17 protein-coding genes and 1 pseudogene are annotated in these 21,674 nt (G+C 70.8%); 9 read left to right on the plus strand and 9 right to left on the minus strand.

From position 1 onward, the window contains the following. Nucleotides 1-4,111 (minus strand): annotated as a pseudogene (locus tag Dsi01nite_RS18105) (hypothetical protein); the annotation flags it as partial. Nucleotides 4,112-4,691: 580 nt separating this feature from the next. Between Dsi01nite_RS18105 and Dsi01nite_RS58340 the strand changes: the two are divergent. After that, nucleotides 4,692-4,817 carry a hypothetical protein gene (locus tag Dsi01nite_RS58340; protein ID WP_275423391.1) on the plus strand — a complete coding sequence of 42 codons (126 nt, stop codon included), beginning with the start codon at nucleotides 4,692-4,694 and terminating at the stop codon, nucleotides 4,815-4,817. Between the two features lie 254 nt (nucleotides 4,818-5,071). On the opposite strand, the gene Dsi01nite_RS18110 is transcribed toward Dsi01nite_RS58340, so the two are convergent. From Dsi01nite_RS18110 to Dsi01nite_RS18120, 3 genes are read right to left on the minus strand one after another with little or no spacing between them, the layout of a single operon-like run. Continuing rightward, the gene (locus tag Dsi01nite_RS18110; RefSeq protein WP_239135972.1) at nucleotides 5,072-6,967 is read right to left on the minus strand and encodes an amylo-alpha-1,6-glucosidase; all 1,896 of its coding nucleotides are present in this window, start codon (nucleotides 6,965-6,967) and stop codon (nucleotides 5,072-5,074) included. Then, a complete protein-coding gene (locus tag Dsi01nite_RS18115; RefSeq protein WP_203847352.1) occupies nucleotides 6,964-9,585 on the minus strand; it encodes an MGH1-like glycoside hydrolase domain-containing protein in 2,622 nt (873 codons plus the stop codon). Before Dsi01nite_RS18115 ends, Dsi01nite_RS18110 begins: the two co-directional genes overlap by 4 nt. A gap of 55 nt (nucleotides 9,586-9,640) precedes the next feature. After that, a complete protein-coding gene (locus tag Dsi01nite_RS18120) occupies nucleotides 9,641-9,988 on the minus strand; it encodes a VOC family protein (protein ID WP_203847353.1) in 348 nt (115 codons plus the stop codon). A gap of 116 nt (nucleotides 9,989-10,104) precedes the next feature. On the opposite strand from Dsi01nite_RS18120, the gene Dsi01nite_RS18125 reads away from it, so the two are divergent. After that, on the plus strand, nucleotides 10,105-10,581 hold the full coding sequence (locus Dsi01nite_RS18125; RefSeq protein ID WP_239135973.1) for a GNAT family N-acetyltransferase: 477 nt from the start codon (nucleotides 10,105-10,107) through the stop codon (nucleotides 10,579-10,581). A 30-nt stretch (nucleotides 10,582-10,611) separates the two neighbouring features. Beyond that, on the plus strand, nucleotides 10,612-11,892 hold the full coding sequence (locus Dsi01nite_RS18130; RefSeq protein ID WP_203847354.1) for an EAL and HDOD domain-containing protein: 1,281 nt from the start codon (nucleotides 10,612-10,614) through the stop codon (nucleotides 11,890-11,892). Nucleotides 11,893-11,898: 6 nt separating this feature from the next. Here the strand turns inward: Dsi01nite_RS18130 and Dsi01nite_RS18135 are convergent, their stop codons facing one another. Both Dsi01nite_RS18135 and Dsi01nite_RS18140 read right to left on the minus strand, forming a co-directional pair. Then, on the minus strand, nucleotides 11,899-13,281 hold the full coding sequence (locus Dsi01nite_RS18135; RefSeq protein WP_203847355.1) for an alpha,alpha-trehalose-phosphate synthase (UDP-forming): 1,383 nt from the start codon (nucleotides 13,279-13,281) through the stop codon (nucleotides 11,899-11,901). Nucleotides 13,282-13,345: 64 nt separating this feature from the next. Then, a complete protein-coding gene (locus Dsi01nite_RS18140) occupies nucleotides 13,346-13,981 on the minus strand; it encodes a class I SAM-dependent DNA methyltransferase (protein WP_203847356.1) in 636 nt (211 codons plus the stop codon). 63 nt (nucleotides 13,982-14,044) lie between these two features. Between Dsi01nite_RS18140 and Dsi01nite_RS18145 the strand changes: the two genes are divergently transcribed. Continuing rightward, nucleotides 14,045-14,563, plus strand: a complete 519-nt coding sequence (locus tag Dsi01nite_RS18145) for a GNAT family N-acetyltransferase (RefSeq protein WP_203847357.1) — start codon at nucleotides 14,045-14,047, stop codon at nucleotides 14,561-14,563. 61 nt (nucleotides 14,564-14,624) lie between these two features. Here the strand turns inward: Dsi01nite_RS18145 and Dsi01nite_RS18150 are convergent, their stop codons facing one another. After that, nucleotides 14,625-15,350 (minus strand): DUF4184 family protein, encoded by a 726-nt coding sequence (locus Dsi01nite_RS18150; protein WP_203847358.1) that lies wholly within the window; start codon nucleotides 15,348-15,350, stop codon nucleotides 14,625-14,627. Nucleotides 15,351-15,485: 135 nt separating this feature from the next. On the opposite strand from Dsi01nite_RS18150, the gene Dsi01nite_RS18155 reads away from it, so the two are divergent. Next, nucleotides 15,486-16,232 (plus strand): SDR family oxidoreductase, encoded by a 747-nt coding sequence (locus Dsi01nite_RS18155; RefSeq protein WP_203847359.1) that lies wholly within the window; start codon nucleotides 15,486-15,488, stop codon nucleotides 16,230-16,232. 37 nt (nucleotides 16,233-16,269) lie between these two features. Continuing rightward, nucleotides 16,270-17,007, plus strand: a complete 738-nt coding sequence (locus Dsi01nite_RS18160; protein WP_203847360.1) for a GNAT family N-acetyltransferase — start codon at nucleotides 16,270-16,272, stop codon at nucleotides 17,005-17,007. Here the strand turns inward: Dsi01nite_RS18160 and Dsi01nite_RS18165 are convergent. Both Dsi01nite_RS18165 and Dsi01nite_RS18170 read right to left on the minus strand, forming a co-directional pair. After that, on the minus strand, nucleotides 16,982-17,689 hold the full coding sequence (locus Dsi01nite_RS18165; RefSeq protein WP_203847361.1) for a hypothetical protein: 708 nt from the start codon (nucleotides 17,687-17,689) through the stop codon (nucleotides 16,982-16,984). The genes Dsi01nite_RS18160 and Dsi01nite_RS18165 overlap by 26 nt on opposite strands. A 4-nt stretch (nucleotides 17,690-17,693) precedes the next feature. Then, nucleotides 17,694-18,374 carry a hypothetical protein gene (locus Dsi01nite_RS18170; RefSeq protein ID WP_203847362.1) on the minus strand — a complete coding sequence of 227 codons (681 nt, stop codon included), beginning with the start codon at nucleotides 18,372-18,374 and terminating at the stop codon, nucleotides 17,694-17,696. A gap of 27 nt (nucleotides 18,375-18,401) precedes the next feature. Between Dsi01nite_RS18170 and Dsi01nite_RS18175 the strand changes: the two genes are divergently transcribed. The 3 genes from Dsi01nite_RS18175 to Dsi01nite_RS18185 all read left to right on the plus strand — a co-directional run bounded on the left by Dsi01nite_RS18175 (nucleotide 18,402) and on the right by Dsi01nite_RS18185 (nucleotide 21,639). Continuing rightward, nucleotides 18,402-18,830 carry a hypothetical protein gene (locus tag Dsi01nite_RS18175; RefSeq protein WP_203847363.1) on the plus strand — a complete coding sequence of 143 codons (429 nt, stop codon included), beginning with the start codon at nucleotides 18,402-18,404 and terminating at the stop codon, nucleotides 18,828-18,830. A 47-nt stretch (nucleotides 18,831-18,877) separates the two neighbouring features. Further along, on the plus strand, nucleotides 18,878-21,151 hold the full coding sequence (locus Dsi01nite_RS18180; RefSeq protein WP_203847364.1) for an ATP-binding cassette domain-containing protein: 2,274 nt from the start codon (nucleotides 18,878-18,880) through the stop codon (nucleotides 21,149-21,151). A gap of 95 nt (nucleotides 21,152-21,246) precedes the next feature. Beyond that, on the plus strand, nucleotides 21,247-21,639 hold the full coding sequence (locus tag Dsi01nite_RS18185) for a hypothetical protein (RefSeq protein ID WP_203847365.1): 393 nt from the start codon (nucleotides 21,247-21,249) through the stop codon (nucleotides 21,637-21,639). Nucleotides 21,640-21,674: the final 35 nt, after the last annotated feature.

The raw sequence follows: 21,674 nt of genomic DNA on the forward strand, positions 1-21,674 counted from the left end.
CCTGCTTGAACCCGGTGGTGCCGACCCCGTCGTACAGGCCGGTCTTACGGCCGAGCTCGTCGTACTTGAGGGTCGTACTCACCCCCGGCCTGGCGTCGGTGACCGTCGCCGGCCGGCCGGCCAGGTCGTAACTGATGCTTGTGGTGCCCTTGTCCGGGTCAGAGGTCGAGACGAGTTGGCCGAGCAGATTGTACTGGCTCGTCCAAGAGTTGCCGGACTGGTCCTGGACCTGCCTGAGGCGGTCGAAAAGGTCGTAGGTGTACGTAGTGGCGTGGTAGCTGCCGGTCGGGGTACCGCCGAGGTACTGGCGCAGTTCGGTGGTCTTGCCCCGGCCGTTGACGTAGGTGGTGGTGGCGGCGCCGCCGTCGGGTGGTGTGACGGTGGTGTAGTTGCCGTCGTAGGCGGTGGTGATCTGCCACTTCAGGGTGTTGACCGAATACAACGCGTCGACGGTCTGCCGACCGAGGCTGTCGTAGGTATAGCGGTGCTGGTTCTTGACACCAGAATCGGTGTCGGCGAAGTTGGCGAGCGCGGCGGTCGCCGCGTTCAGGTTCCAGAACGTGGTGGTTTTGGCGGTGAGGCCGCGTCCGTCGTACTGGGTGTCGGTGACGATCCGTCCGGTGTTGGCCTGCGGGGCCGGGCTCTGGTGCTGCCGGAGCCGCAGGTTGCCGTCGTACAGGTCGTAGCTGGTGATCCCGTTCCCGTTCGGGCCCAGCACCGTCGTGGCAACGGAGTTGATCGACCCCGGACCCGTGGACAGCGTGTAGGTGTATTGAGAGTCCGGGAGGCCGGTGGCAGGGCGGTTCAGCCACACTTGGGTGAGCCGGCCCAGCGGGTCGTAGACCGCGGTGGTGGTCTTGTCGTTGGCGTCCTTCAGCGTCACCGGTACGCCGCGGGCACCGTCCGACGTGATAGTCGCACTATGCCCGAGCGGGTTGGTGGTAACGGTCGTGATGACCGGAGCGTCCGCGGCGGGAGTGTACTGGATGGTGGTCTTGTGGGCGTTGTCGTTCATCGGGTCACGGGTCCACACGACCCGGCCGTAGCTGTCGTAGCCGGTGTTCGCGGTGTTCTGCCAACTCAGGACCGGGTTCGCCGGCACGCTGTAATCGACGCTACTCAGCGCGTCGGTCCTGGTGACGAGGCCCTGGCCGACCGGACCGGTGCCGGTGGTGTTGCCGTCGTAGTACGTGAACGTCCCGCCCTGGTAGTGGCCGAGCCCATAGAGGTTGCAGTACGTCTGCAGGGTCTGCCGCTGGTAGTTGACGTGGTAGCGGCCACTGCTCGGGTCGACGCTGCGGTCGGCGTAGGTGATCTCGGTGCAGCGGTCGTCGGTCGGGTCGGCCTCGTCACCGTAGTCGCGGATCAGGGTGGGCAGGGTGTAGCTGTCGGTCGTGGTGGTGGTCTTGGTCCATCGCCACCCCTCGACTCCCGCCGTGGTGGTGTGGGTGCGGGTGCGGGTCTCGGTCTCGGCAAAGTTGTTCGCGACCAGGGTCCCCATCCCGTACGCGAGGGGACGCGTCGCGACCGCGCCGTAGCCGTAGCTGTGCAACGTCGAGGAGTACGCCAGCCCACCCGGCCGGAACGACGTGTCCTCCCGCAGTTTCCCCCGCAGCATGTAGAAGTCGGTGGTTGTGCCCTGCGAGTCTTCGATGGTGGCTGTCCGGGCCCCGCCAGTAGCGTCGGCGCGGTCACCGTGCAGGCCCCGGTAGTACAACGACGAGGACACCGTCTGCGTGCCGCCGACCGGCCCGGTCGTCGTGGTGACATCGGTGTAGCCACGCCAGTCCGACCACGACCGCCGCGACAGCGGCGACATCTCGGACGGATCATGACCCCACAGCACCTTCGTCGAGGAGTGCGCGAGGCTGTAGGTATAACTGGTCAACACCGGCGGCGCGGTCGAATCAGCCATGTCGGTCTGCTGCACCGCGGTCACCACGTACTTGTGGAACCAGCCGAACCCTGCCGTACCGCCCTCCGGCGCCCAGTACTGCGGGAAACACCGGTAGATGTTGGCGTTCGCGCTGCCCTCGGGGATGTTCGTCGGGCTGCAGTCCGTTCCCGCGTAGTACACCGTCAACAGACCGCCGGTGCCGTTCTCGATGCTGCCGAGCCGGAACCGGCGCAACTTGAGCACACCAGCAGCCAGGTTGTAGTCGACCCGGTTGTCCAACGCGCCACCACCGAACGCCATCGGCGGCTCCGACAACGACACGCCACCCTTGAACCCGGTGTGCTGCAACCCCTCCAGCCACAACGCCGCCGGACTGGTATCGCCAGGGTTCAGGAAATCGTGGTCAAGAGTCCACTGGTCGACGTTTTGATAGGTGGGCGGGACGGTGGTCGCATCCGTCAACACCCTCGTGGTCACCGACGCCAACGCCCACTGCATGAAGTGCGCCGGGCTGGTCTGGTTCGGGCACGAGGCCTGCACGCAGTACTGATCCCACGGCACGTCGATCCCGCAGGACCCCACGTCGTTGCACCGGCCGGCCGGGTTCACCGCGAAGTCGACCACCATCGGCGCCGGCTTGCCCGCCGCGCCCTCCGAACCCTGCCGGGTGCCGTACTCGATCCGCGTCGGGAACACGTTGATGTCGTAGTCCGCGACACCGTTACCGTTGTTGTGCCCGTACTTCGCGGTCGTCTTCTGATAGAAGATCGTCTCACTGTTCCCGCGCGGGTCCACCACATAGTCCAGGTTCCACCGGAACGCCTGCGCACACGACGACGCCGCATACCCACCCTGCGCCGGCGTCTTGTAGCACGGCTCTCCACTGTGGTTGCCGTACACCGGCACGATCCCCGTGGAATTCGTCTGCGCCGCTGTCGCACTGTAGGCGCCGCCGTGACCGAAGAAGTACTGCGTCCCGTCCGGCGACATCACTTGCCAGAACTCACCGTCATTGTCAAAGTTGACCGCACCGGTGTACTTCTTGAAACTCCAACCCTTGTGAATCGCCGACTTGTACTCACCGGTCGTGCTGTCCCGCACCAACTGCCCTGACACGCCGTCTAGCACGATCGAGACCGGCTCGTTGTCGCCGTTCGCCGACGTCCAACACAAGTCACCGGTCGCGTTGCCATCATCGGAACAACCACGGTAGGACCGCTCGATATAGCCGAGCTCGAGGTCCCAGCCGTCGCCGACCCACGACGCCTGCGCATTCGTCGCCACCGTCTTACCGTCAAGGCCGCCCGAGCTGTACTGCAGCGCCAGCTTCGGCGTGGGACCACCCAACGACGGCGGGACCTTCAACGGCACGCTGTAGGTGAAGTCGCCCGACGAGCCGCCGTGCGACCATGACCCGGCCGGCGACAGCGTGGTCTTGGACCAGTCACCGGCCTGCGACGTCGTACCTGCCGTCAACGCCAATACCGCACCGGCAGACCCCGACCTGGCAGACTTCGACCCACCCGCCACCGCTGCCGGGTCACCCGGCACCTGCACCGCGTCGAACGACACCCGCTTCGACACCGGGTTGTTCACCGACTTCAACGGCGTCTGCACCTGACACTGCGGCAAACCCGGTGTGCTCGCCGCGCACGCCGGCAACGACACCAACCGCAACCGACCGCCGAAATCACCGCCATACCCCGTCGCGAAAGCCGCGTAATCCAGGTCTAGGCCCACCGCCGCAGACCCCGCAGCGCCATCCGCCCGGGCCACCGTTAACACCACACCCTTGACGTTCAACGCCGCGGCCGCGTCCTGACCAAGCACCGAAACCCGCACCTGCGACACCGCCCCGGCAGCCGCCTGCGCGGACTGCTCCCCCGCCGTGCGCGGCTCCGACACCGGACCACCCGGCCGCACCACCACCGGCAAACCACCCGGCGCCACCACCGCACCCTGCTGCTTCGCCTGAGCCTGCGCCTGCGCCGTTCCGGCCACCGCCACCACCGCAGACGCAGCCACCGGCCACACCGGTGCAGGCACCTTCCCCAACGCCGCCGAATCAGACTCCACCGCCGGCCGCGCGCGGCCCGGCACACCAGACACCGCCACCGAACGCTCTTGAGGATTCACCGCCCCAGACGGGTTGACAGGCGCGGCATGCGCCGGCAACGCCACCACCACGGGGGCCAACAACGCACCCGTCGACATGGCGGTCAACCACCGCCACACCCGGCCACGCCCCGACCCGTGCATCGAGAATGCGTCCCGACGACCCACCATGCGTGCCTCCCCCACAAACGATCATGCAGGCAGGACGATAGTGATGATCAACGATTGTGGGAAGGAGCGGGAAGATCCATTACACGCCGCTACCGGGCTAGCGGCGACAGCTCCGTGTACGAGCCACTGATACAGGCAGTTTCAGTGATCCATGTCATTACATCGAGTTACACAGCGTCACCACGGAAATCTGGACCGTTTCAAATGGGGTGAGTCGGGCAAACGTGTCATCGTTCATAGGTGGTCGCTTGCCAGTGAATCCGCCGCATCGAGGGCGCAAACAGCGAGGGCGGAGCCAATCGGGTCAACCGAGGCTGTTCCTGCGTGTCCCGGGGAGAAGCTATGAGCGAGGTTCATGTCCGGCCCGGCGGCGGTCGGCGCTACCCGATGATCGACGGCGATCCCGCCGCGAAGGCGGGAGTACGGGACGTCGGCGGGACTTTGAGGTCTTCGAGGTGATCGCCCCACCGCCTCGCCAGCGCCACCGCACGTCTCGCCGTGGACCGGCATGCTCTACCTGATCGAGGGCCGCGTCACCGCGCTGGTGGACGGTACGCCGTGCGACGTCGAGCCCAAGGCTCTCGGCGAGTCCGCCGATTCCTGGCGATCACCACCGGCAATGGCGCAAGGCTGAGACAATCACGGCACCCGGTCGGGTACGGCCCGACGGTCGAACACTCCGCCAACTCGGCGGCAGCCGGATCCGTAGTGGGCGAACTGGATGAAGCCAATGGGCCTTGACTGCGGAACCAGATGCCGGGAACCAGAGCAGATCCGCTACCCAGAGCCGGGTAGAGGTCCTTGTTCGCGGTCCGGCCAGACTCCAACGCAGGCCGATGGAATCAGGGCTGCGGCTGGGGCTCAACCACCGAGCCCCGGGGCGGCAGGTCAGAGCACGGCGGCTCGGGCGCGGAGCAGTTCGGCCACCGACCAGGCCTGGAACGGGCAGCCGGTGGCGGTGTGCGGGGCGTCGCCGTCCGTGGTCTCCGACACCGAGCCCAGGCCCCACTCACCGAGGTGCAGCTCCAGGCCGTCCAGCACGCCGGTGACGTCGGCGCCCACGCGTTGGGCGGCGTCGACGAACGGGCCGATCAGCCAGGGCCAGACGGTGCCCTGGTGGTAGGCGCGGTCGCGGTCGGCGGGGCCGCCCTGGTGGCGGCCGCGGTACGCCGGTGCGTCCGGGGCCAGCGAGCGCGGGCCGAGGGACGTGAGCAGCGCGGTGCGGCACAGCTCGACGGTCCGCGGGTCGGCCGCCGGGACGTGCGGCAGTGCGACGGCCAAAAGCTGGTTCGGGCGCACGGACGGGTCGTCGCCGGTGGGGCCGTCGACGACGTCGTAGAGGCCGGAACCGTCCGGGCGGGGGAAGCGGCGTTCGAAGGACGCGGCGGCGCGAGCGGCGGCGGACGCCCAGTCGTTCGGGCGGCGGATGCGGTCGAAGAGGGCGGCGGTGGTGGCCAGGCCCGAGATCCACAGGGCGTTGATCTCGACGGCCTTGCCCTGGCGTTCGGTGACGGGGTCGCCGCCGATGCGGGCGTCCATCCAGGTGAGGGCGAAGCCGGGCTTGCCCTGGGTGAGGAGGCCGTCGGCGGGGTCGGCGGCGATGCCGTAGCGGGTGCCCCGCTGGTGGTGGGTGAGCACCGCGTTCATGCTGTCGGCGAGCTCGGCGACGGTGTCCAGGTCGCCGGAGGCCGCGCAGTACCGGTCGATCGCGTGCAGGAACCACAGCGCCGCGTCGGCGGTGTTGTACTCCAGCGTGCCGGTGTCGGCGGTGTTGGCGAGCATCCCCTCCGACACGGTGGCGCCGGCGCGCAGCAGGACCCGGCGGGCCTCGTCGAGGCGGCCGGTGGTCAGGAACAGGCCCTCGAAGGACGTCATCAGGTCGCGGGACCACTCCCCGAACCAGGGGTAGCCGGCCGCGGCCGACGGGCCGGTCGGGGTGTCGATGACGAACTGGTCCGCGGCGATCACGAGCTGCCGGCCGACGGCATCGGTCGCTCCGGCGCCCCGGACGAGCGCGCGGGCGCGGGACCGGGCGGCGGCGACAAGGGCGTCCGCGGGAGGCAGCACGCCGCCGTAGGGGGCCGCGGCGGCGGTGACCCCGACGGACGCGCCGGGCGCCAGGGAAGCGGTGAACCAGCCGGCGGCCCACAGGTCCTCGTCCGGGTTCAGGCCGCGGGCCGCCTCGGCGCGGGCATGCACCCCCCGGAACCACTCACCGCCGGGCTGCCAGTTCGGCCCGGTGACCCGGTACGCGCCGTCGAACTCGAAGCCGTCCGCGACCGGGATCATCCGGGGTTCGATGTCGCCGTGGCGTTCGCCGTGGGCGTCGCGCCAGGTGCACAGCGGGGTCAGTTCGAGCGTGATCGGGCCCGGGGCGCGCAGGACGCGGAAGACGACGCCGACCGCGGGGCGGCCGTGTGCCATCGCGATCTCCCGTTCGAGCACCACGTCGCCGAGGTCCCAGCGCCAGCACGGCACGCCGTCCTCGAGGCGGAACTCGGCGAGGTGGACGTGCCCGGCGGGGTCGACGGCGCCGCCGGCCCATTCGTCGGTGGCGAGGCGGAACACCCGGTCGCCGGCCCGCACGACCGGGTCGAGGGCGGCCAGGCCGAGCATCCGGGAGCTGGCGCCGGGCGCCGCGGCGACGAGCAGGCCGTGGTAGCGGCGGGTGCGCAGGCCCGCGACCGTGCCCATCGCGTAGCCGCCGAGCCCGTCCGTCACCAGCCACTCGCGGGTGGACGCGGCATCGAGGTCGCCGCACACCTGGCGGCCGAAGGTGATCACCGCTGGACTCCCGTGGAAGGACGGGCGATGAGCTCGGCCAGCAGCCCGGTCCAGCCGGTCTGGTGCATCGCGCCGAGCCCCGCGCCGTTGTCGGCGTGGAAGTACTCGTAGAAGAGCAGGTTGTCGCGCCAGTTCGGGTCGTGCTGCAGCCGGTCCACCCAGCCGAACGCCGGTCTGCGGCCGTCGGCGCCACGGCGGTACAGCGAGAGCATCCGCTGACGCAGATCCTCGGCGATCTCGCCGGCGGTGCACTGGCGCCCGGAGCCGGTCGGATACTCGATCTTCACGGCGTCGCCGAGGTTGGTGTGGTAGTCCTCCAGGGTGCGCAGCACCAGGTAGTTCAGCGGCATCCACAGCGGGCCGCGCCAGTTGGAGTTGCCGCCGAACATGCCGGTGGTGGACTCCGCCGGCTCGTAGCTGACGCGCGCGGTCCAGCCGGGCAGCTCCACGCTGAACGGGTGCGTGGCGTGCCACCGGGACAGGGCCCGCAGGCCGTACGGGGACAGGAAGCTCTCCTCGTCGAACAGGTGCGGCAGGATGCGGCGGGCCCGCCCGTGCGCGGCCACGCCGACGGCCATGAGGCCGGTGTCGCCGTCGTCGCTGAGCACCTGGTGCGCCGGCATCTCGGCGAAGCTCTTGGACAGCCGCCGGACCCGGTCGAAGTCCTCCCGATGCAGCGCCTTCGTGGCGAACAGCGGGATGACGCCGACCATCGAGCGCACCCGCAGCGGCGTGCTGGAGCCGTCGGGGGCGCGCAGCATGTCGTAGTAGAAGCCGTCCTGCTCGTCCCACAGGTCGTTGGCGCGCATCGCCTCGGAGATGAGGGCGAAGTGCTCCAGGAACTTGACCACGAGGTCGTCCAGCGCCGGGTTGTGCCGGGCGAGCTCCCGGGCCATCTCCAGCAGGTTCAGGCAGTAGAACGCCATCCATGCGGTCGCGTCGGACTGCTCCAGCCGGTACCCCGGCGGCAGGTGCGACCGGTCGATCGGGCCGATGTTGTCCAACCCCAGGAAGCCGCCCTGGAACAGGTTCCTGCCGTCGGCGTCCTCACGGTTGACCCACCAGGTGAAGTTCAGCACCAGCTTCGAGAAGACCCGGGTCAGGAACTGCAGGTCGCGCCGGCCGTCGATCTGATACACCTGCAGCGCGGCCCACGCCTGCACCGGCGGGTTGAGGTCCTCGAACGCCCACTCGTAGGCGGGGATCGCGCCGTTGGGATGCTGGAACCATTCGCGGCACAGCAGGACCAGCTGGTACTTCGCGAAGGCCGGGTCGAGGTGGGCGAGCGCGACGGCGTGGAAGGCGGAGTCCCACGCGGCGAACCACGGGTACTCCCACGGGTCCGGCATGGACATGATGTCGGAGGCGTCCAGGTGCCGCCAGCCGGCGTTGCGGCCGTGCTGCCGGCCGGGCGGGGGCGGCGGCTGCGCCGGGTCGCCCTTGAGCCACTGGGCGACGTCGTAGTTGTAGAACTGCTTGCCCCAGATCATGCCGGCGAAGCCCTGCCGCATGATCATGGCGTCCTCGGCGGAGGTCCCCGGCGGCGTCAGGTCCGCGTAGAAGGCGTCGGCCTCGGCCCGCCGCTGCCGCAGCACCTTCTCGAACTTCGGTCCGAAGGCGGACGGGTCGGCCTTCGGCGCCAGCCGCAGCGACAGCGAGACCGTCTCGCCCGGCTGGGCCGTCACCTCGTACCAGAACGCGGCCTTGGTGCCCTCCCGCTCCGGGTTGACGGTGGGGGCGCCGTGCACCACGTGGTCGTTGATGCCGTCCTTCGGGAACGGCGTCACGGACGGGCTGCCGAACAGCCGCTCGGCGTTGGTCTCGTTCTCGCAGTACAGCTGCCGCGGCGTCGCGCCGTCGGGCCCCGGCGCGGCCTGCAGCACCATCGGGCCGAGGCCCTCGTGCTCGACGCCGATCGTGGCACCGCCGGTGGCGGCGAGACGCGGCCTGGGCCGGTCCTCCGAGTCCCACGACCAGGTGTTGCGGAACCACACGGTCGGCAGCACGTGCAGCGTCGCCGCCTCCGGCCCGGTGTTGGTGAGCCGCACCCGGATCCGCAGGTCGTCCGGGTCCGCCTTCGCGTAGTCGGTCTCGACGATCCAGTACCGGTCCTCGTCGAACGCGCCGGTGTCCAGCAGCTCGAACTCCGGCTCCTCCCGGGACCGGCGCCGGTTCTCGCTCACCAGCTGCTCGTAGGGGAACGCCCGCTGCGGGTAGTGGTACCGCCAGCGCATCCAGGCGTGGCTGGGCACCGCGTCGAGGTACCACCAGTACTCCTTGGCGTCCTCGCCGTGGTTGCCCTCGTTGCCGGTGAGCCCGAAGATGCGTTCCTTGAGGATCGGGTCCTCGCCGTTCCACAGGCCGAGGCCGAAGCAGAGCCGCTGCTCGGCGTCGCAGATGCCGCCGAGGCCGTCCTCGCTCCACCGGTACGCCCGGGAGCGCGCATGCTCGTGCGGGAACGCCTCCCACGCCGTGCCGTCGCCGCTGTAGTCCTCGCGCACGGTGCCCCAGGCCCGCTCGCTGAGGTACGGCCCCCACCGGTACCAGGGACTCGCGTCAAGAAGGCCGTCCTCCGGTCGCCCGAAGGACGCGACCCGCTCCCGCTCCGCATTGCTCATGCCGCCAGCGCACCATCCCGCGGTGTGTCCGGGCGTCACCCCGGCGGCATGACGCTTACTTCTTCCAGAAGAACACGAGGTGGTAGCCGTCCGGGTCGGCCAGTTCGAACTCCACCATGCCGGCCTTCTTCGTCGGCTCGGTCGCCGGTTTCAGGCCCAGCGCCTGCACGCCCGCGTAGAACTCCTGGATGTCCTCGACCTTGATGTACAGGTAGGTGCCGGCGCCCCTGACCGGCGGCTCCTCGCCCTCGTGCGGCCGGAACGTGATCCAGAACCAGTTCACGTAGGCGGTGAGCTGGTTGGCGTCGCGCTTCATCCGAAAGCCCAGCTGCTCGTAGAAGGCCGCCGTCTCGTCCAGGTCCTTGACGTAGCAGACCACTCCCGAGATGCTGCTCATCTTCATCGTCGTGCTCCTCCGTGCCGTCGGAAAATGCGTTCTCACCGGGTCTGACGGAGCCGACGTACAAGATGTGACCGAGGTGCGACATCGAATTTTCGACGATCACCACCGAGCGGCTCGTGCTGACCCCGCTGCGCCCGTCCGACGCCGACGCGATGGCCGACGTGCTCGGCGACGAGGCGCTGCACGGGTTCACCGGTGGCCATCCGCTCGGTGCTCTCGAGCTGCGCCGCCGGTACGAGCGGCTGGTGGCCGGCCCGGACGACCCGGACGAGTCGTGGCTGAACTGGATCGTGCGCCGGGCGGACGACGGGGCACCGATCGGCACGGTCCAGGCGACCGTGACCGGCCGGGCCGCCGAGATCGCCTGGGTCATCGGCGTGCCCTGGCAGGGGCACGGCTACGCCGGTGAGGCGGCGGCGGCGCTGGTGCGGTGGCTGCTCGATCGGGGTCTCGCGGTGGTCACCGCAAACATCCATCCGGACCATCACGCTTCGGCGGGGGTCGCGGCGCGGGCCGGCCTGTCCGTCACGGACGAGGAGGTCGACGGTGAGCGGGTGTGGCGCTCAAAGCCGCATTCCTCCGTTTTCCGGTAATCGGGGGGATTTTCGGGCGATCATGACGAGGTGAGCCAGGAAACGGGTGGGCCTGACGGCGATCACGTGGTCCACGTCGGCCGGCAGCCGATCTACGACCGTGACGGGGCGGTGGTCGCGCACGAGCTGCTGTTCCGGGCCGGAGCGACCGCCTCGACCGCGTCCCGCCGCGACGCGCACGCCACCGCCCGGGTGCTGGTCGCCGCGTTCACGGAGTTCGGGCTGGACGAGGTCGCCGGCGGCCGGGTCTGCTTCATCAACCTGACCCGGGACTTCCTCACCGGCCAGCTGCCGCTGCCCTTCGACTGCAGCCAGGCGGTCCTCGAGGTCCTGGAGACCACCGACGTCGACGAGGACGTCCTGGCCGGCGTGACCGCGCTCGCCGAGCAGGGGTACACGATCGCCCTGGACGACTTCGTGTTCGGCACCAGCCACGAGCGGCTGCTCGACATCGCCACCTACGTGAAGATCGACATGCTGGACGCCGACGAGGCAACCGTCCGCGCCACCGTCCTCAACTGCCGGCTGCACGCCCACCTGCAGCTGATCGCGGAGCGCCTGGAGACCCCCGAGGCGCTCGACTTCGCGATGTCGCTGGGGTTCGAGTTCTTCCAGGGGCACGTGCTGGGCCGCCCGCACGTCAGCTCGACCGTCGCCCTCGCCCCGTCCCGGCTCACCCGGCTGCGCATCATGGCCGCGCTCAGCGTCGATGACGTCGACATCGACGGGCTCGTCGACCTCGTCGGCCAGGACGCGGCCCTGAGCCTGCGGCTGCTGCGCGCCACGAACGCGGCATCCTTCGGCCTCAACCGCACCGTGTCGTCGATCCGCGACGCGGTCGTGGCGCTCGGCCTGACCCGGCTGCGCCAGTGGGTGACGCTGATGCTGGTCGCGGACATCACCGAGGCCGACCCGGAGCAACTCAGCCAGCTGCTGATCCGGGCCCGGTGCTGCCAGCTGCTCGCCGAGGCCGCGGCGCTGCCGGGCGAGCCCGCCTACATCGGCGGGCTGCTGTCGGCCGTCGCCGACCTGTTCGGCGAGCCGACCGACCGGGTCCTCAACGGCGTGCCGCTGGACCAGACCCTCACCGACGCGCTCCTCGCCGGCACCGGCCCGCTCGGCGAGGTCCTCGCCACCGTGCGCGCGTATACGGCGCCGGGCGCGGCACCGGCCGCGGCGAGCGTCACGGAGGATCCGGCGGCCCTCGCGTCGCTGTACCTGACCGCCGTGCGCTGGGCGAACAGCACCCTGAGCGACCTGTCCGCCGAGCTGCGCCACCCCGAACCGGACCCGGCACCCCAGCGGCACTGAGCCGGGTCAGGCCAGGGCGGCGAGGAACTCGCGGGCCCAGTGGTCGACGTCGTGGGCCTGGACGCGGGCGCGCATCCGGCGCATCCGCACGGCGCGGTCGTCCGGTGGGGCGTCCAGCGCGGCGACGATCGCGCGCTTGAGGTCCTCGACGTCGTGCGGGTTCACCACGAAGGCGTCGTCGAGCTCGGCGGCGGCGCCGGTGAACTCGCTGAGCACGAGCGCGCCCTGCTCGTCCCGGCGGGCGGCGACGAACTCCTTGGCCACGAGGTTCATGCCGTCCCGCAGCGGGGTGACGAGCATGACGTCGGTCGCCAGGTACAGCGCGACCAGCTCGGCCGGTGAGCGCGACTGGAACAGGTAGTGCACCGGGACCCGCCCCACGGCGCCGAACTCGCCGTTGATCCGGCCGACCTCGCGCTCGACGCGCTCCCGCAGCTGCTGGTACTGCGCGACGCGCATCCGGCTGGGGGTGGCGACCTGCACGAGCACGACCTCGTCGTTGGAGACCACGCCCTCGGCGAGCAGCTCGCCGAACGCCTCGACGCGCTGCTCGATGCCCTTGGTGTAGTCGAGGCGGTCGACGCCGAGCAGCAGCCGCCGGTCGCCGCCGAGCTCGGCGCGCAGCCGGTCCGCTTCCCGCTGGACGTCGGGGTCGGCGGCGAGGCGGTCCGTCTCGGCCACGTCGATGGAGATCGGGAAGGCCTGGGCGACCACGGTGCGTCCCTCGTAGGCGACCCGGTCGTCGTCCGGTTCGAGGCCGAGCAGCCCGGCGGCGAGCTGCAGGAAGTTCTGTGCCGCGTGGGGGCGCTGGAACCCGACCAGGTCGGCGCCGAGCAGCCCGCGCAGCAGTTCGGCCCGCCGGGGCAGCTGCATGAACAGCTCCACCGGAGGGAACGGGATGTGCAGGAAGAACCCGATGCGCAGGTCCGGCCGCAGCGCCCGCAGCATCGCCGGGACGAGCAGCAGCTGGTAGTCGTGCACCCACACGGTGGCACCGTGGGCCGCGACCTCGGCGGTGGCCTCGGCGAAGCGGCGGTTCACCGAGTCGTACGCCTGCCGCCACGGTCGCCGGTGCACGGGCGGCTCGACGAGATCATGGAACAGCGGCCAGATGGTCGAGTTGGACTGGCCCTCGTAGTAGCGGTCGACGTCCTCGGCGCTCAACGGCACGGGGCGCAGCTCGATCCCGTCGACCTCCTGCGGGCCGGTGTCGTCGTCGGGCGCGCCGGTCCAGCCGACCCAGGCGCCGCCGGAGCTGCGCACGATCGGTTCGAGGGCGCTGACCAGCCCGCCCGGGCTGCGGGTCCAGTGCTGCTCGCCGTCGTCGCCGACCGTGCGGTCCACGGGGAGCCGGTTGGCCACCACGACGAACTCGTAGCCGTCGGCCATCAGGGAATCTCCACACCCCTGGGGTACCTCACCCGGCGCGCGGGAAACCGTATCCGGGGAGGAATCACGCCGCGCGGAGGGCGAACAGCACCGCGCCGGGGGCCGCCTGGTCGGGGTCCAGCAGCAGTTGCGCCTCGATGGTGAACCCGGCGTCGCGCAGCCAGGACGCGACCTGCTCGGGACGGCGGCGGTGGACGTGGACCCGCATCGGGTGCCCGCCGTACCCCTCCGTCTTCAGGCGCGACCCGTGGCCGGCATGGAACCCGACCAGCAGTGGGGCGCGGGGCCGCAGCACCCGCCGGAAGCCGTCGAAGACGGCCGGGATCACGGCGTCGGGGATGTGCACCAGCGACCAGAAGGCGAGCAGCCCGGCGACCGACGCGTCGGGCAGGTCGAGGTCGGTCATCGAGCCCACCTCGAACCGGATGCCCGGGTGGTCCCGCCGGGCGATGTCGACCATCGCCGGCGACAGGTCGATGCCGAACGCGTCGACGCCCAGCTCGTGCAGGTAGGCGGTGACGTGCCCGGGGCCGCAGCCGACGTCGGCGACCCGGCCGACGCCGACCTGGCCGGCGAACAGTTTCAGGGCGGCACGCAGGTAGGGCTCGCCGGTCAGCGCGTCGCGCAGCTGGCCGGCGTAGCTCTCCGCCACCGTGTCGTAGGACGTTCGGGTGTCCGCCAGCCAGTCATCCTCGCTCATGGAACTGCACCGTATCGCAGGCCTTATTGCACATTAGTTGCAATTACAGAATACTGGCATCCCATGGGGCACGAAGATCCAGTCGAGGTCGTCGATGCGGCCGGGTTCCTCGCGGCGGGCGACGAGTTGGCCCGCCTCTACGCGGCGGTGTTCGGCGGGCCGCCGTGGAACGAGCCGCCGGAGCGCGCCGAGGCGTTCCGGGCCACCCTGCCCGGCGAGGCCGCGCGGCCGGGGTTCCGCGCCGCGTTCAGCCGGGACGGCGGCGGCGCCCTGGCCGGATTCGCCTACGGGTTCACGACCGCCGAGCCCTTCCCGAGCGGGCGCAGCTACGACGAGGTCCGGGTCGCGCTCGGCGCGGGCACCGGGGAGTTGTCGGGCACGTTCGAGGTGATGGAGCTGGCGGTCCACCCGGCCGCGCGCGGCGGCGGGCACGGCCGGCGGCTCCTCGCCGCCGTCGTCGGCGACCGGCCCGCGTGGCTGCTCACCGCCGAGCACGCCGAGGGCACGGTCGCGTTCTACGACCGGCTGGGCTGGCGGCGACTGGGCAGCGCGAACGGCATCCTCGTCTACACCGCCCCCTGATCCGCGCGGCCCGGCCCCTCCGACTGCGCAGGCCGGCCGCCTCAGTCCACCGGACGCGGGCTCAGTCCACCGGACGCGGGGCGAGGGAGCCGAACGCCGTCCGTCTGGCGAACCAGGATCTGGCCGCATACGCGAACGACGCGGCGAGCAGACCGGCGGCGACCGCGCACATCAACCGGGTCAGGCTGGTGTGGACCAGACCCGCCGCCGGCAGGAACGGGACCGTCGCGGCGGCCGCGAGGGTGACGGCGACGGCGACCGTCCAGAACAGTCCCAACCGGCGGCGCACCGGCGGCGGTTCACCGTGCCATTGGCGCACCAGTCGCCCCCGGCCGATGACCACGACGACCGCGAGCAGACCGGCCGCGCCGAGGACGTGCATCACGTACTCCGACACGGGCACGACCGCCTCGAGCCGGTCCAGCGCGAGGTGGCTGGCCGCGCCGATCAGCGCCGATGACACGACGACCCGCCACCCGGGCCGGAACCGGCCGATCGCGCCGTAGTCGGCCAGCGCCAGGGGCCGCCAGGTCGGCAGGTGCGCCGCCACCACCGGTGTGACGCGGCGGATCAGCCAGGTCGCGGCGAGGGTGACCGGCAGGCACCACAGGACCAGGCCGAGGACCTGGTGCGACAGCGGCCAGACCGGCAGCCCGGAGCCGTCGAGGGCATACGCGAGGTCCGGCGCCGTCGACCCGATCACGAGCGCGATCTCGTCGAACCAGCGCGGCCGCCACAGCTTCAACGGCAGCACGGCGGCGGGATGGGTCGGAAACGTCAGGGGCACCACCGCGACGGTAACGGCAAACCGTGCGGGCCGGGTGCCCCCGCCGTGGAGATCGTGTGACGGCCCTCATGTCACAGCCGGCCGCCCCGCCACGTCTGGTGTCTGGTCGTACGAACCGAACAACAGGGAGCGGACATGAAGATCGCGTTGGTCACCGGGGCGAACAAGGGCATCGGCCGGGCGGCCGCGGAGCAGCTCGCGGCGCTGGGCATGACGGTGCTGATCGGCGCCAGGGATCCGCACCGCGGCGAGCAGGCCGCCGCCGCGCTCCGGGAGCGGGGCGCGGACGTGCACGCGCTCGTCCTGGACGTCACCGACCGGGCCGGCGTGCAGGCGGCCGCGGCGCGGATCGAGGAGCGTCACGGCCACCTCGACGTGCTCGTCAACAACGCCGGCATCACCGGCTCCGGGCAGGTCTCACCCCAGGACGCCACGGACCAGATCCCGAGCTCCGTCGACCTGGACCTGGTCCGGGCGGTGTTCGAGACCAACGTCCTCGGCGTGATCGCGGTGACGAACGCCATGCTGCCGCTGCTGCGGCGGTCACCGGCGCCACGGATCGTCAACGTCAGCAGCCACGCCGCGTCGCTGACCCTCACCGGCAACCCGGACGGCCCGTTCTCGGCGCTGCTGCCGTCGGCGGCGTACACCCCTTCGAAGGCCGCACTGAGCGCGCTGACCGTGCAGTACGCCAACGAACTGCGCAAGGACGGCATCCTCGTCAACGCCGCGGCGCCCGGCTTCGTCGACACGGACAGCAACAACCACACGGGATTCCTCACCCCCGCGCAGGGCGCCGCGGTCGTGGTGTGCCTGGCGACGCTCGGCGAGGACGGCCCGACCGGCGGCTTCTTCAGCGCGGACGGACCGGTACCGTGGTGACGCCGAGCCCGGCCGACGAGAGGGACGCCGCACCGCCATGACGATCGCACTGGCCGAGGCGCCGCTGCGCCAGGCCCGCAACTCCGCCGCCTTCTGGACCGCCACCGGCGTCGCCCGCGGCCACGAGGTGATCCGCCACCCGGGTTTCCTCGCCGTCGCCGGCGACGAGCGCGCGGGCCTGCGGATCCTGATCCAGGACGACGGGCTCGACGCCGGCGCGGTCGCCGACCTCACCGACCTGGCCGGCCGCGCCAAGGGGCCGGTGGACGTCGAGGACCCGTTCAGCTCGACCGACCTGAGCCACCTGGGGATGCGCACCTGGCAGATGCCGGTCATGCTGCGCGGGCCCGGCCCGGTGGACGCACCGGCGATGACCGTGGCGAAGGTGCGCGACGAGGAGGACCTGCACGCCGCCGAGCAGGCCGTGATCGCCGGGTTCGAGCTGACCCGGTTCGAGCCCTTCCGCGGCGGCGAGCTGTTCCCGCCGGCGCTGATCGAGCAGCCGGGGGTGGACGTGTTCGTGGCGCGGCTCGACGGTGCGGTCGCCGGGGCCTGCGTGACCGTCGTGGCGGACGGGTTCGGCAGCCATTACTGGGTCGGCACCCCGGCGGCGTTCCGCTCCCGTGGGGTCGGGCGGGCGATCATGCTCGGCTCCCTCGCCCCGCTGGTGGACCTGCCGGTCACGCTCACCGCCTCGCGGCTGGGCCGGCCGCTGTACGAGTCCCTCGGCTTCACCGCCGCGGCGCCGGCTACCTGGTGGTCGTCGTCCCGCTGAGCCCGTACCACCACGACTCGCACTCGTCGCCCATGGCTTCGACCTCCTCGTCGGACGGTCGGCGGCCGGGCGGCACCGGCACCGAGAGCGCGTCGGTCCGCAGGGCGATCTCCCGCAGTTCTTGGACAGCGGGGATCGCCCTGAGCTCCTCGACGCCCACCCCGAGGCCAACGAGGATGCCGCTGCCGAGTGTGTACCACAGTGCGATCAGCTCACGGTCGCCGGCACGCTCGGCCGCGGCGGCGACGGCCAGCACCGCGTCGATGAGGGCGACCGGGCGTGGCGCGACGGCGTCCGAACCGGTGAGCCGCCCGGCGTCGACCATGCGCCGCCACAGGTCGGTGCCGGCGTCGCAGTACAGCAGCGGCGGGTCGACGTAGCCGTCCTCCAGCTCGGTGTCGTACCCGTCGAAGTCCTCGGCGTCCTCGTCGAACGTGCGCAGCGCCGTGTACTGCGTCAGCGCGTCGAAATACGCCCGCCGCCGTGGGTAGTCGGGGTGCTGGTCGAGCGGGAACCGGTAGACGAACCGGCGCCGCACCAGCAGCTCGATCCCACGGAAGTGCGTCATCGAACCGTCGTGCTGCCGCTGGAACGCGAACAACGCCGGCAGCAGGTCCCGCAGCCGGTCGTCGTCGTGCGCGTCCAGCAGGCACACCGATTCCCACACCAGATCGTCGAACACGCCCTCAGCCTTGCGTGATCAGCAGCGGCCGGCCTTCGCGGGCCCACTGCACGGCGAGCCGGTTGTCGACCCGGTGATCGTCGCCGTAGAGCCCGGCGACGAAGGTGGCCGGCACCTCGGCGCGGCTCAGCGTGATGGCCGTCCAGCCCCAGCCGGTCTCTTCGACGTCGTCGCCGGTGTGTCCGGCGCCTTCCGGCAGCGTCGCGTAGCGGCGGCACAGCACGTGGCCGGTGTTGTTGACGTTGAGGTCGCCCTCGTCGGAGATGATGATCGGGCAGTTGGTGCGGCCGGCCACGGACAGGGTGCCGTCGGTGGTGGCGAAGTCGATGAGCCGGGTGACCGTGGCATTCTGATACACGAACAGCATCGTCGCGTCCAGGGTGACCACGTCGGCCCGCAGCGCACCGGTCACCATGAGGGCGAAGCTCGCCTCGGCGTCCTCGTCGAGGGCGAGGGTGCCGTCGACGGTGAGGTCGCCGTCGATCACGAACGCGATGAGCCCGTCGTCCAGGTCTGCGTCCGCGGCGCGGAACAGCTGCCCGCCGGTCCAGTCGCCGCCGATGTGGAGGTCGCCCGTGAAGACGTAGGCGGTGTCGAAGCCCGCGTCGAACCGCTCGAACCTGGTCAGCCGCAGCGCCGCGTCGGCATCCTCGAAGGGCACCCTCGCCCATGATCCTGTGCTCACGCCGGGTCACGCTATACGATCGCCGGCATGCCGTATCAGGTCGCGGAGATCGTCGCGAAGCCCACGCTCGTGGTGCGCGTCGGGGACGCCGAGACCGGCGAGCCACGGCGGATGACCGTCTACACCGGCGAGGCCGTCCTGGCCACGCAGGCGACCGGGTTCCGCGCCATCACCGGCCTGCTGCCCCGCGAGCCGTGCGGCCTGTTCGTCCCCGACGTCCGGCCGGTCGAGCCGCACGAGCAACCCGTCGTCGCGCAGGCAGAAGCGTATCTGTGCGGCGTCGTCATCGAGGGCCAGATCCAAAAGCAGATGGGCTACGGCGTCGGTGACGCGGCGGCCGCGTTCGTCGCCGACCCGCGCGGCGGGCCCCTGCGGTGGCTGCAGTTGACCTTCACGGTCACCACCCTTGTCGCCGTCCGGATGGGGTACCGCGTCACGGTGCTGTCGCCCGTCTGAGCTCTTGATCTGCCGAAAGTGTCAGACCCCTCGTTTAGAGTGGCCGGGTGCATGTCGCAGACAGTCATGACCTGGTCAAGGTCCACGGGGCCCGTGAGAACAATCTGAAGGACGTCAGCGTAGACATCCCGAAGCGCCGCCTGACGGTGTTCACGGGGGTGTCTGGATCCGGCAAGAGCTCGCTCGTGTTCGGCACGATCGCGGCGGAGTCGCAGCGGCTCATCAACGAGACCTACAGCGCGTTCGTGCAGGGGTTCATGCCCAGCCAGTCGCGGCCCGACGTCGACCTGCTCGAGGGGTTGACCACGGCGATCATCGTCGACCAGGAGCGGATGGGGGCCAACTCCCGCTCCACCGTCGGCACGGCGACCGACGCCAACGCGATGCTGCGCATCGTGTTCAGCCGGCTGGGCGTGCCGAGCGCGGGGCCGGCGTTCCATTACAGCTTCAACGTGCCCGCGGGCGCGTGCCCGAATTGCGAGGGCATGGGCACCACCAACGACATCGACCTCGACGAGCTGTTCGACCGGGACAAGTCCCTGTCCGAGGGCGCGATCACCATCCCCGGCTACAGCGTCGACGGCTGGCTGGTGCGGATCTTCGCCGCGTCCGGGTTCGTCGACGCGGACAAGCCCATCCGCGACTACTCCGAGCAGGAGCTGCACGACTTCCTCTACAAGGAGCCGGTCAAGGTCAAGGTCGAGAGCATCAACATGACCTATGAGGGGCTCGTCCCCCGGGTCCAGAAGGCGTTCCTGCAGAAGGACAAGGAGGCGCTGCAGCCGCACATCCGCGCGTTCGTCGACCGGGCCGTCACGTTCACGGCCTGCTCCGAGTGCGGCGGCACCCGGCTCAACAAGGCGGCGCTGGACTCCCGCATCGAGGGCGTCAACATCGCCGACGCGTGCGCGATGCAGATCAGCGACCTCGCCGACTGGGTCCGCGGCATCAAGGACAAGGCCGTAGCGCCGCTGCTGAAGACCCTGCAGCAGACCCTGGACTCGTTCGTGGAGATCGGCCTGGGGTATCTGTCGCTGGACCGGCCGTCCGGCACCCTGTCCGGCGGTGAGGCGCAGCGCACCAAGATGATCCGGCATCTCGGGTCGAGCCTCACCGACGTGTCGTACATCTTCGACGAGCCGACCGTCGGGCTGCACCCGCACGACATCCAGCGGATGAACGGGCTGCTCGTGCGCCTGCGCGACAAGGGCAACACGGTCCTGGTCGTCGAGCACAAGCCGGAGACGATCGCGATCGCCGACCACGTCGTGGACCTCGGCCCCGGCGCGGGCGGCGCCGGCGGCACGGTGTGCTTCGAGGGCACCGTCGAAGGGCTGCGCGCGAGCGGGACACTCACCGGGCGCCACCTGGACTACCGGGCATCGTTGAAGTCCGATCCCCGCAAGGCGAAGGGCACGCTGCCGATCCGCAACGCGACGCGGCACAACCTGCAGGACGTCAGCGTCGACGTGCCGCTCGGTGTGCTGGTCGTCGTCACCGGGGTCGCCGGCTCGGGCAAGAGCTCGCTGATCCACGGCTCGGTGCCGAAGGGCGCCGGTGTCGTCTCCGTCGACCAGACGGCGATCCGCGGCTCGCGCCGCAGCAACCCGGCGACCTACACCGGCCTGCTCGACCCGATCCGCACCGCCTTCGCGAAGGCCAACGGCGTGAAGCCGGCCCTGTTCAGCGCCAACTCCGCCGGCGCCTGCCCCAACTGCAACGGCAACGGCGTCATCTACACCGACCTGGCGATGATGGCCGGCGTCGCGACCGTGTGCGAGGAGTGCGAGGGCAAACGGTTCCAGGCGGCCGTGCTCGACTACAAGCTCGGCGGCAAGGACATCAGCCAGGTGCTCGCGATGTCCGTCACCGAGGCCGAGACGTTCTTCGCCGCCGGCCACGCCAAGTCCCCGGGCGCGCACGCCATCCTGCACCGCATGGCCGACGTCGGCCTCGGCTACCTGACCCTCGGCCAGCCGCTCACCACCCTGTCCGGCGGCGAGCGGCAGCGGCTCAAGCTGGCCATCCACATGGCGGAGAAGGGCGGCGTCTACGTCCTGGACGAGCCCACCACGGGCCTGCACCTCGCCGACGTCGAGCAGCTGCTGAAGCTCCTCGACCGGCTCGTCGACTCGGGCAAGTCCGTCATCGTCATCGAGCACCACCTGGCCGTGATGGCCCGCGCCGACTGGATCATCGACCTCGGCCCCGGCGCCGGCCACGACGGCGGCAAGCTGGTCTTCGAGGGCACCCCGGCCGACCTGGTCGCCGTCCGTTCCACCCTCACCGGCGAACACCTCGCGAAGTACGTCGGCGCGTAACCACCCACCCGTCGTGGCGGGCGGCGGACCTGCCCACCGCCCGCCACGGCGTCCCACGCAGCCCGAGTGACCGACGTCGGAAGCCGGTGGTCTTGATGCTCATCGTGCAGGGCACCGCGCCCTACCCGTGGGGTCTCCTGGTCGTGTCCGACGCCGGTTCCACGTTCCAGGAGCTGCCCGAGCAGCTTCCCCCTGGGTGGCAGTTCGTCGCCGCTCGCGACGCGGTGGTGTTCAGCGTCGAGCACAGGCAGATCGCCGACGTGACGGTCCGGGTCTGGCGTGACCAGCTCGGTCACGACGGCGGTCGGGCGCCGATCAGCTCGGTGCAGCTCACGGTGGCGTCGGGCCGGTTGGTCGTCGGTGACGTTGAGCGAAGCCCAGAGATCACGATGTACGTCGAACAGGAACCCGGCATCTGCCTCATCGATGCCTACTTCGACGTTCCGCTCGCGCCGGAGACGGTCGATCTGGTGATACGCCCGGCCTGAGCCGGTGTCGGCGCACCGGATGATGCCCTCGACGG

Source organism: Dactylosporangium siamense (assembly GCF_016862795.1).
Classification (GTDB): domain Bacteria; phylum Actinomycetota; class Actinomycetes; order Mycobacteriales; family Micromonosporaceae; genus Dactylosporangium; species Dactylosporangium siamense.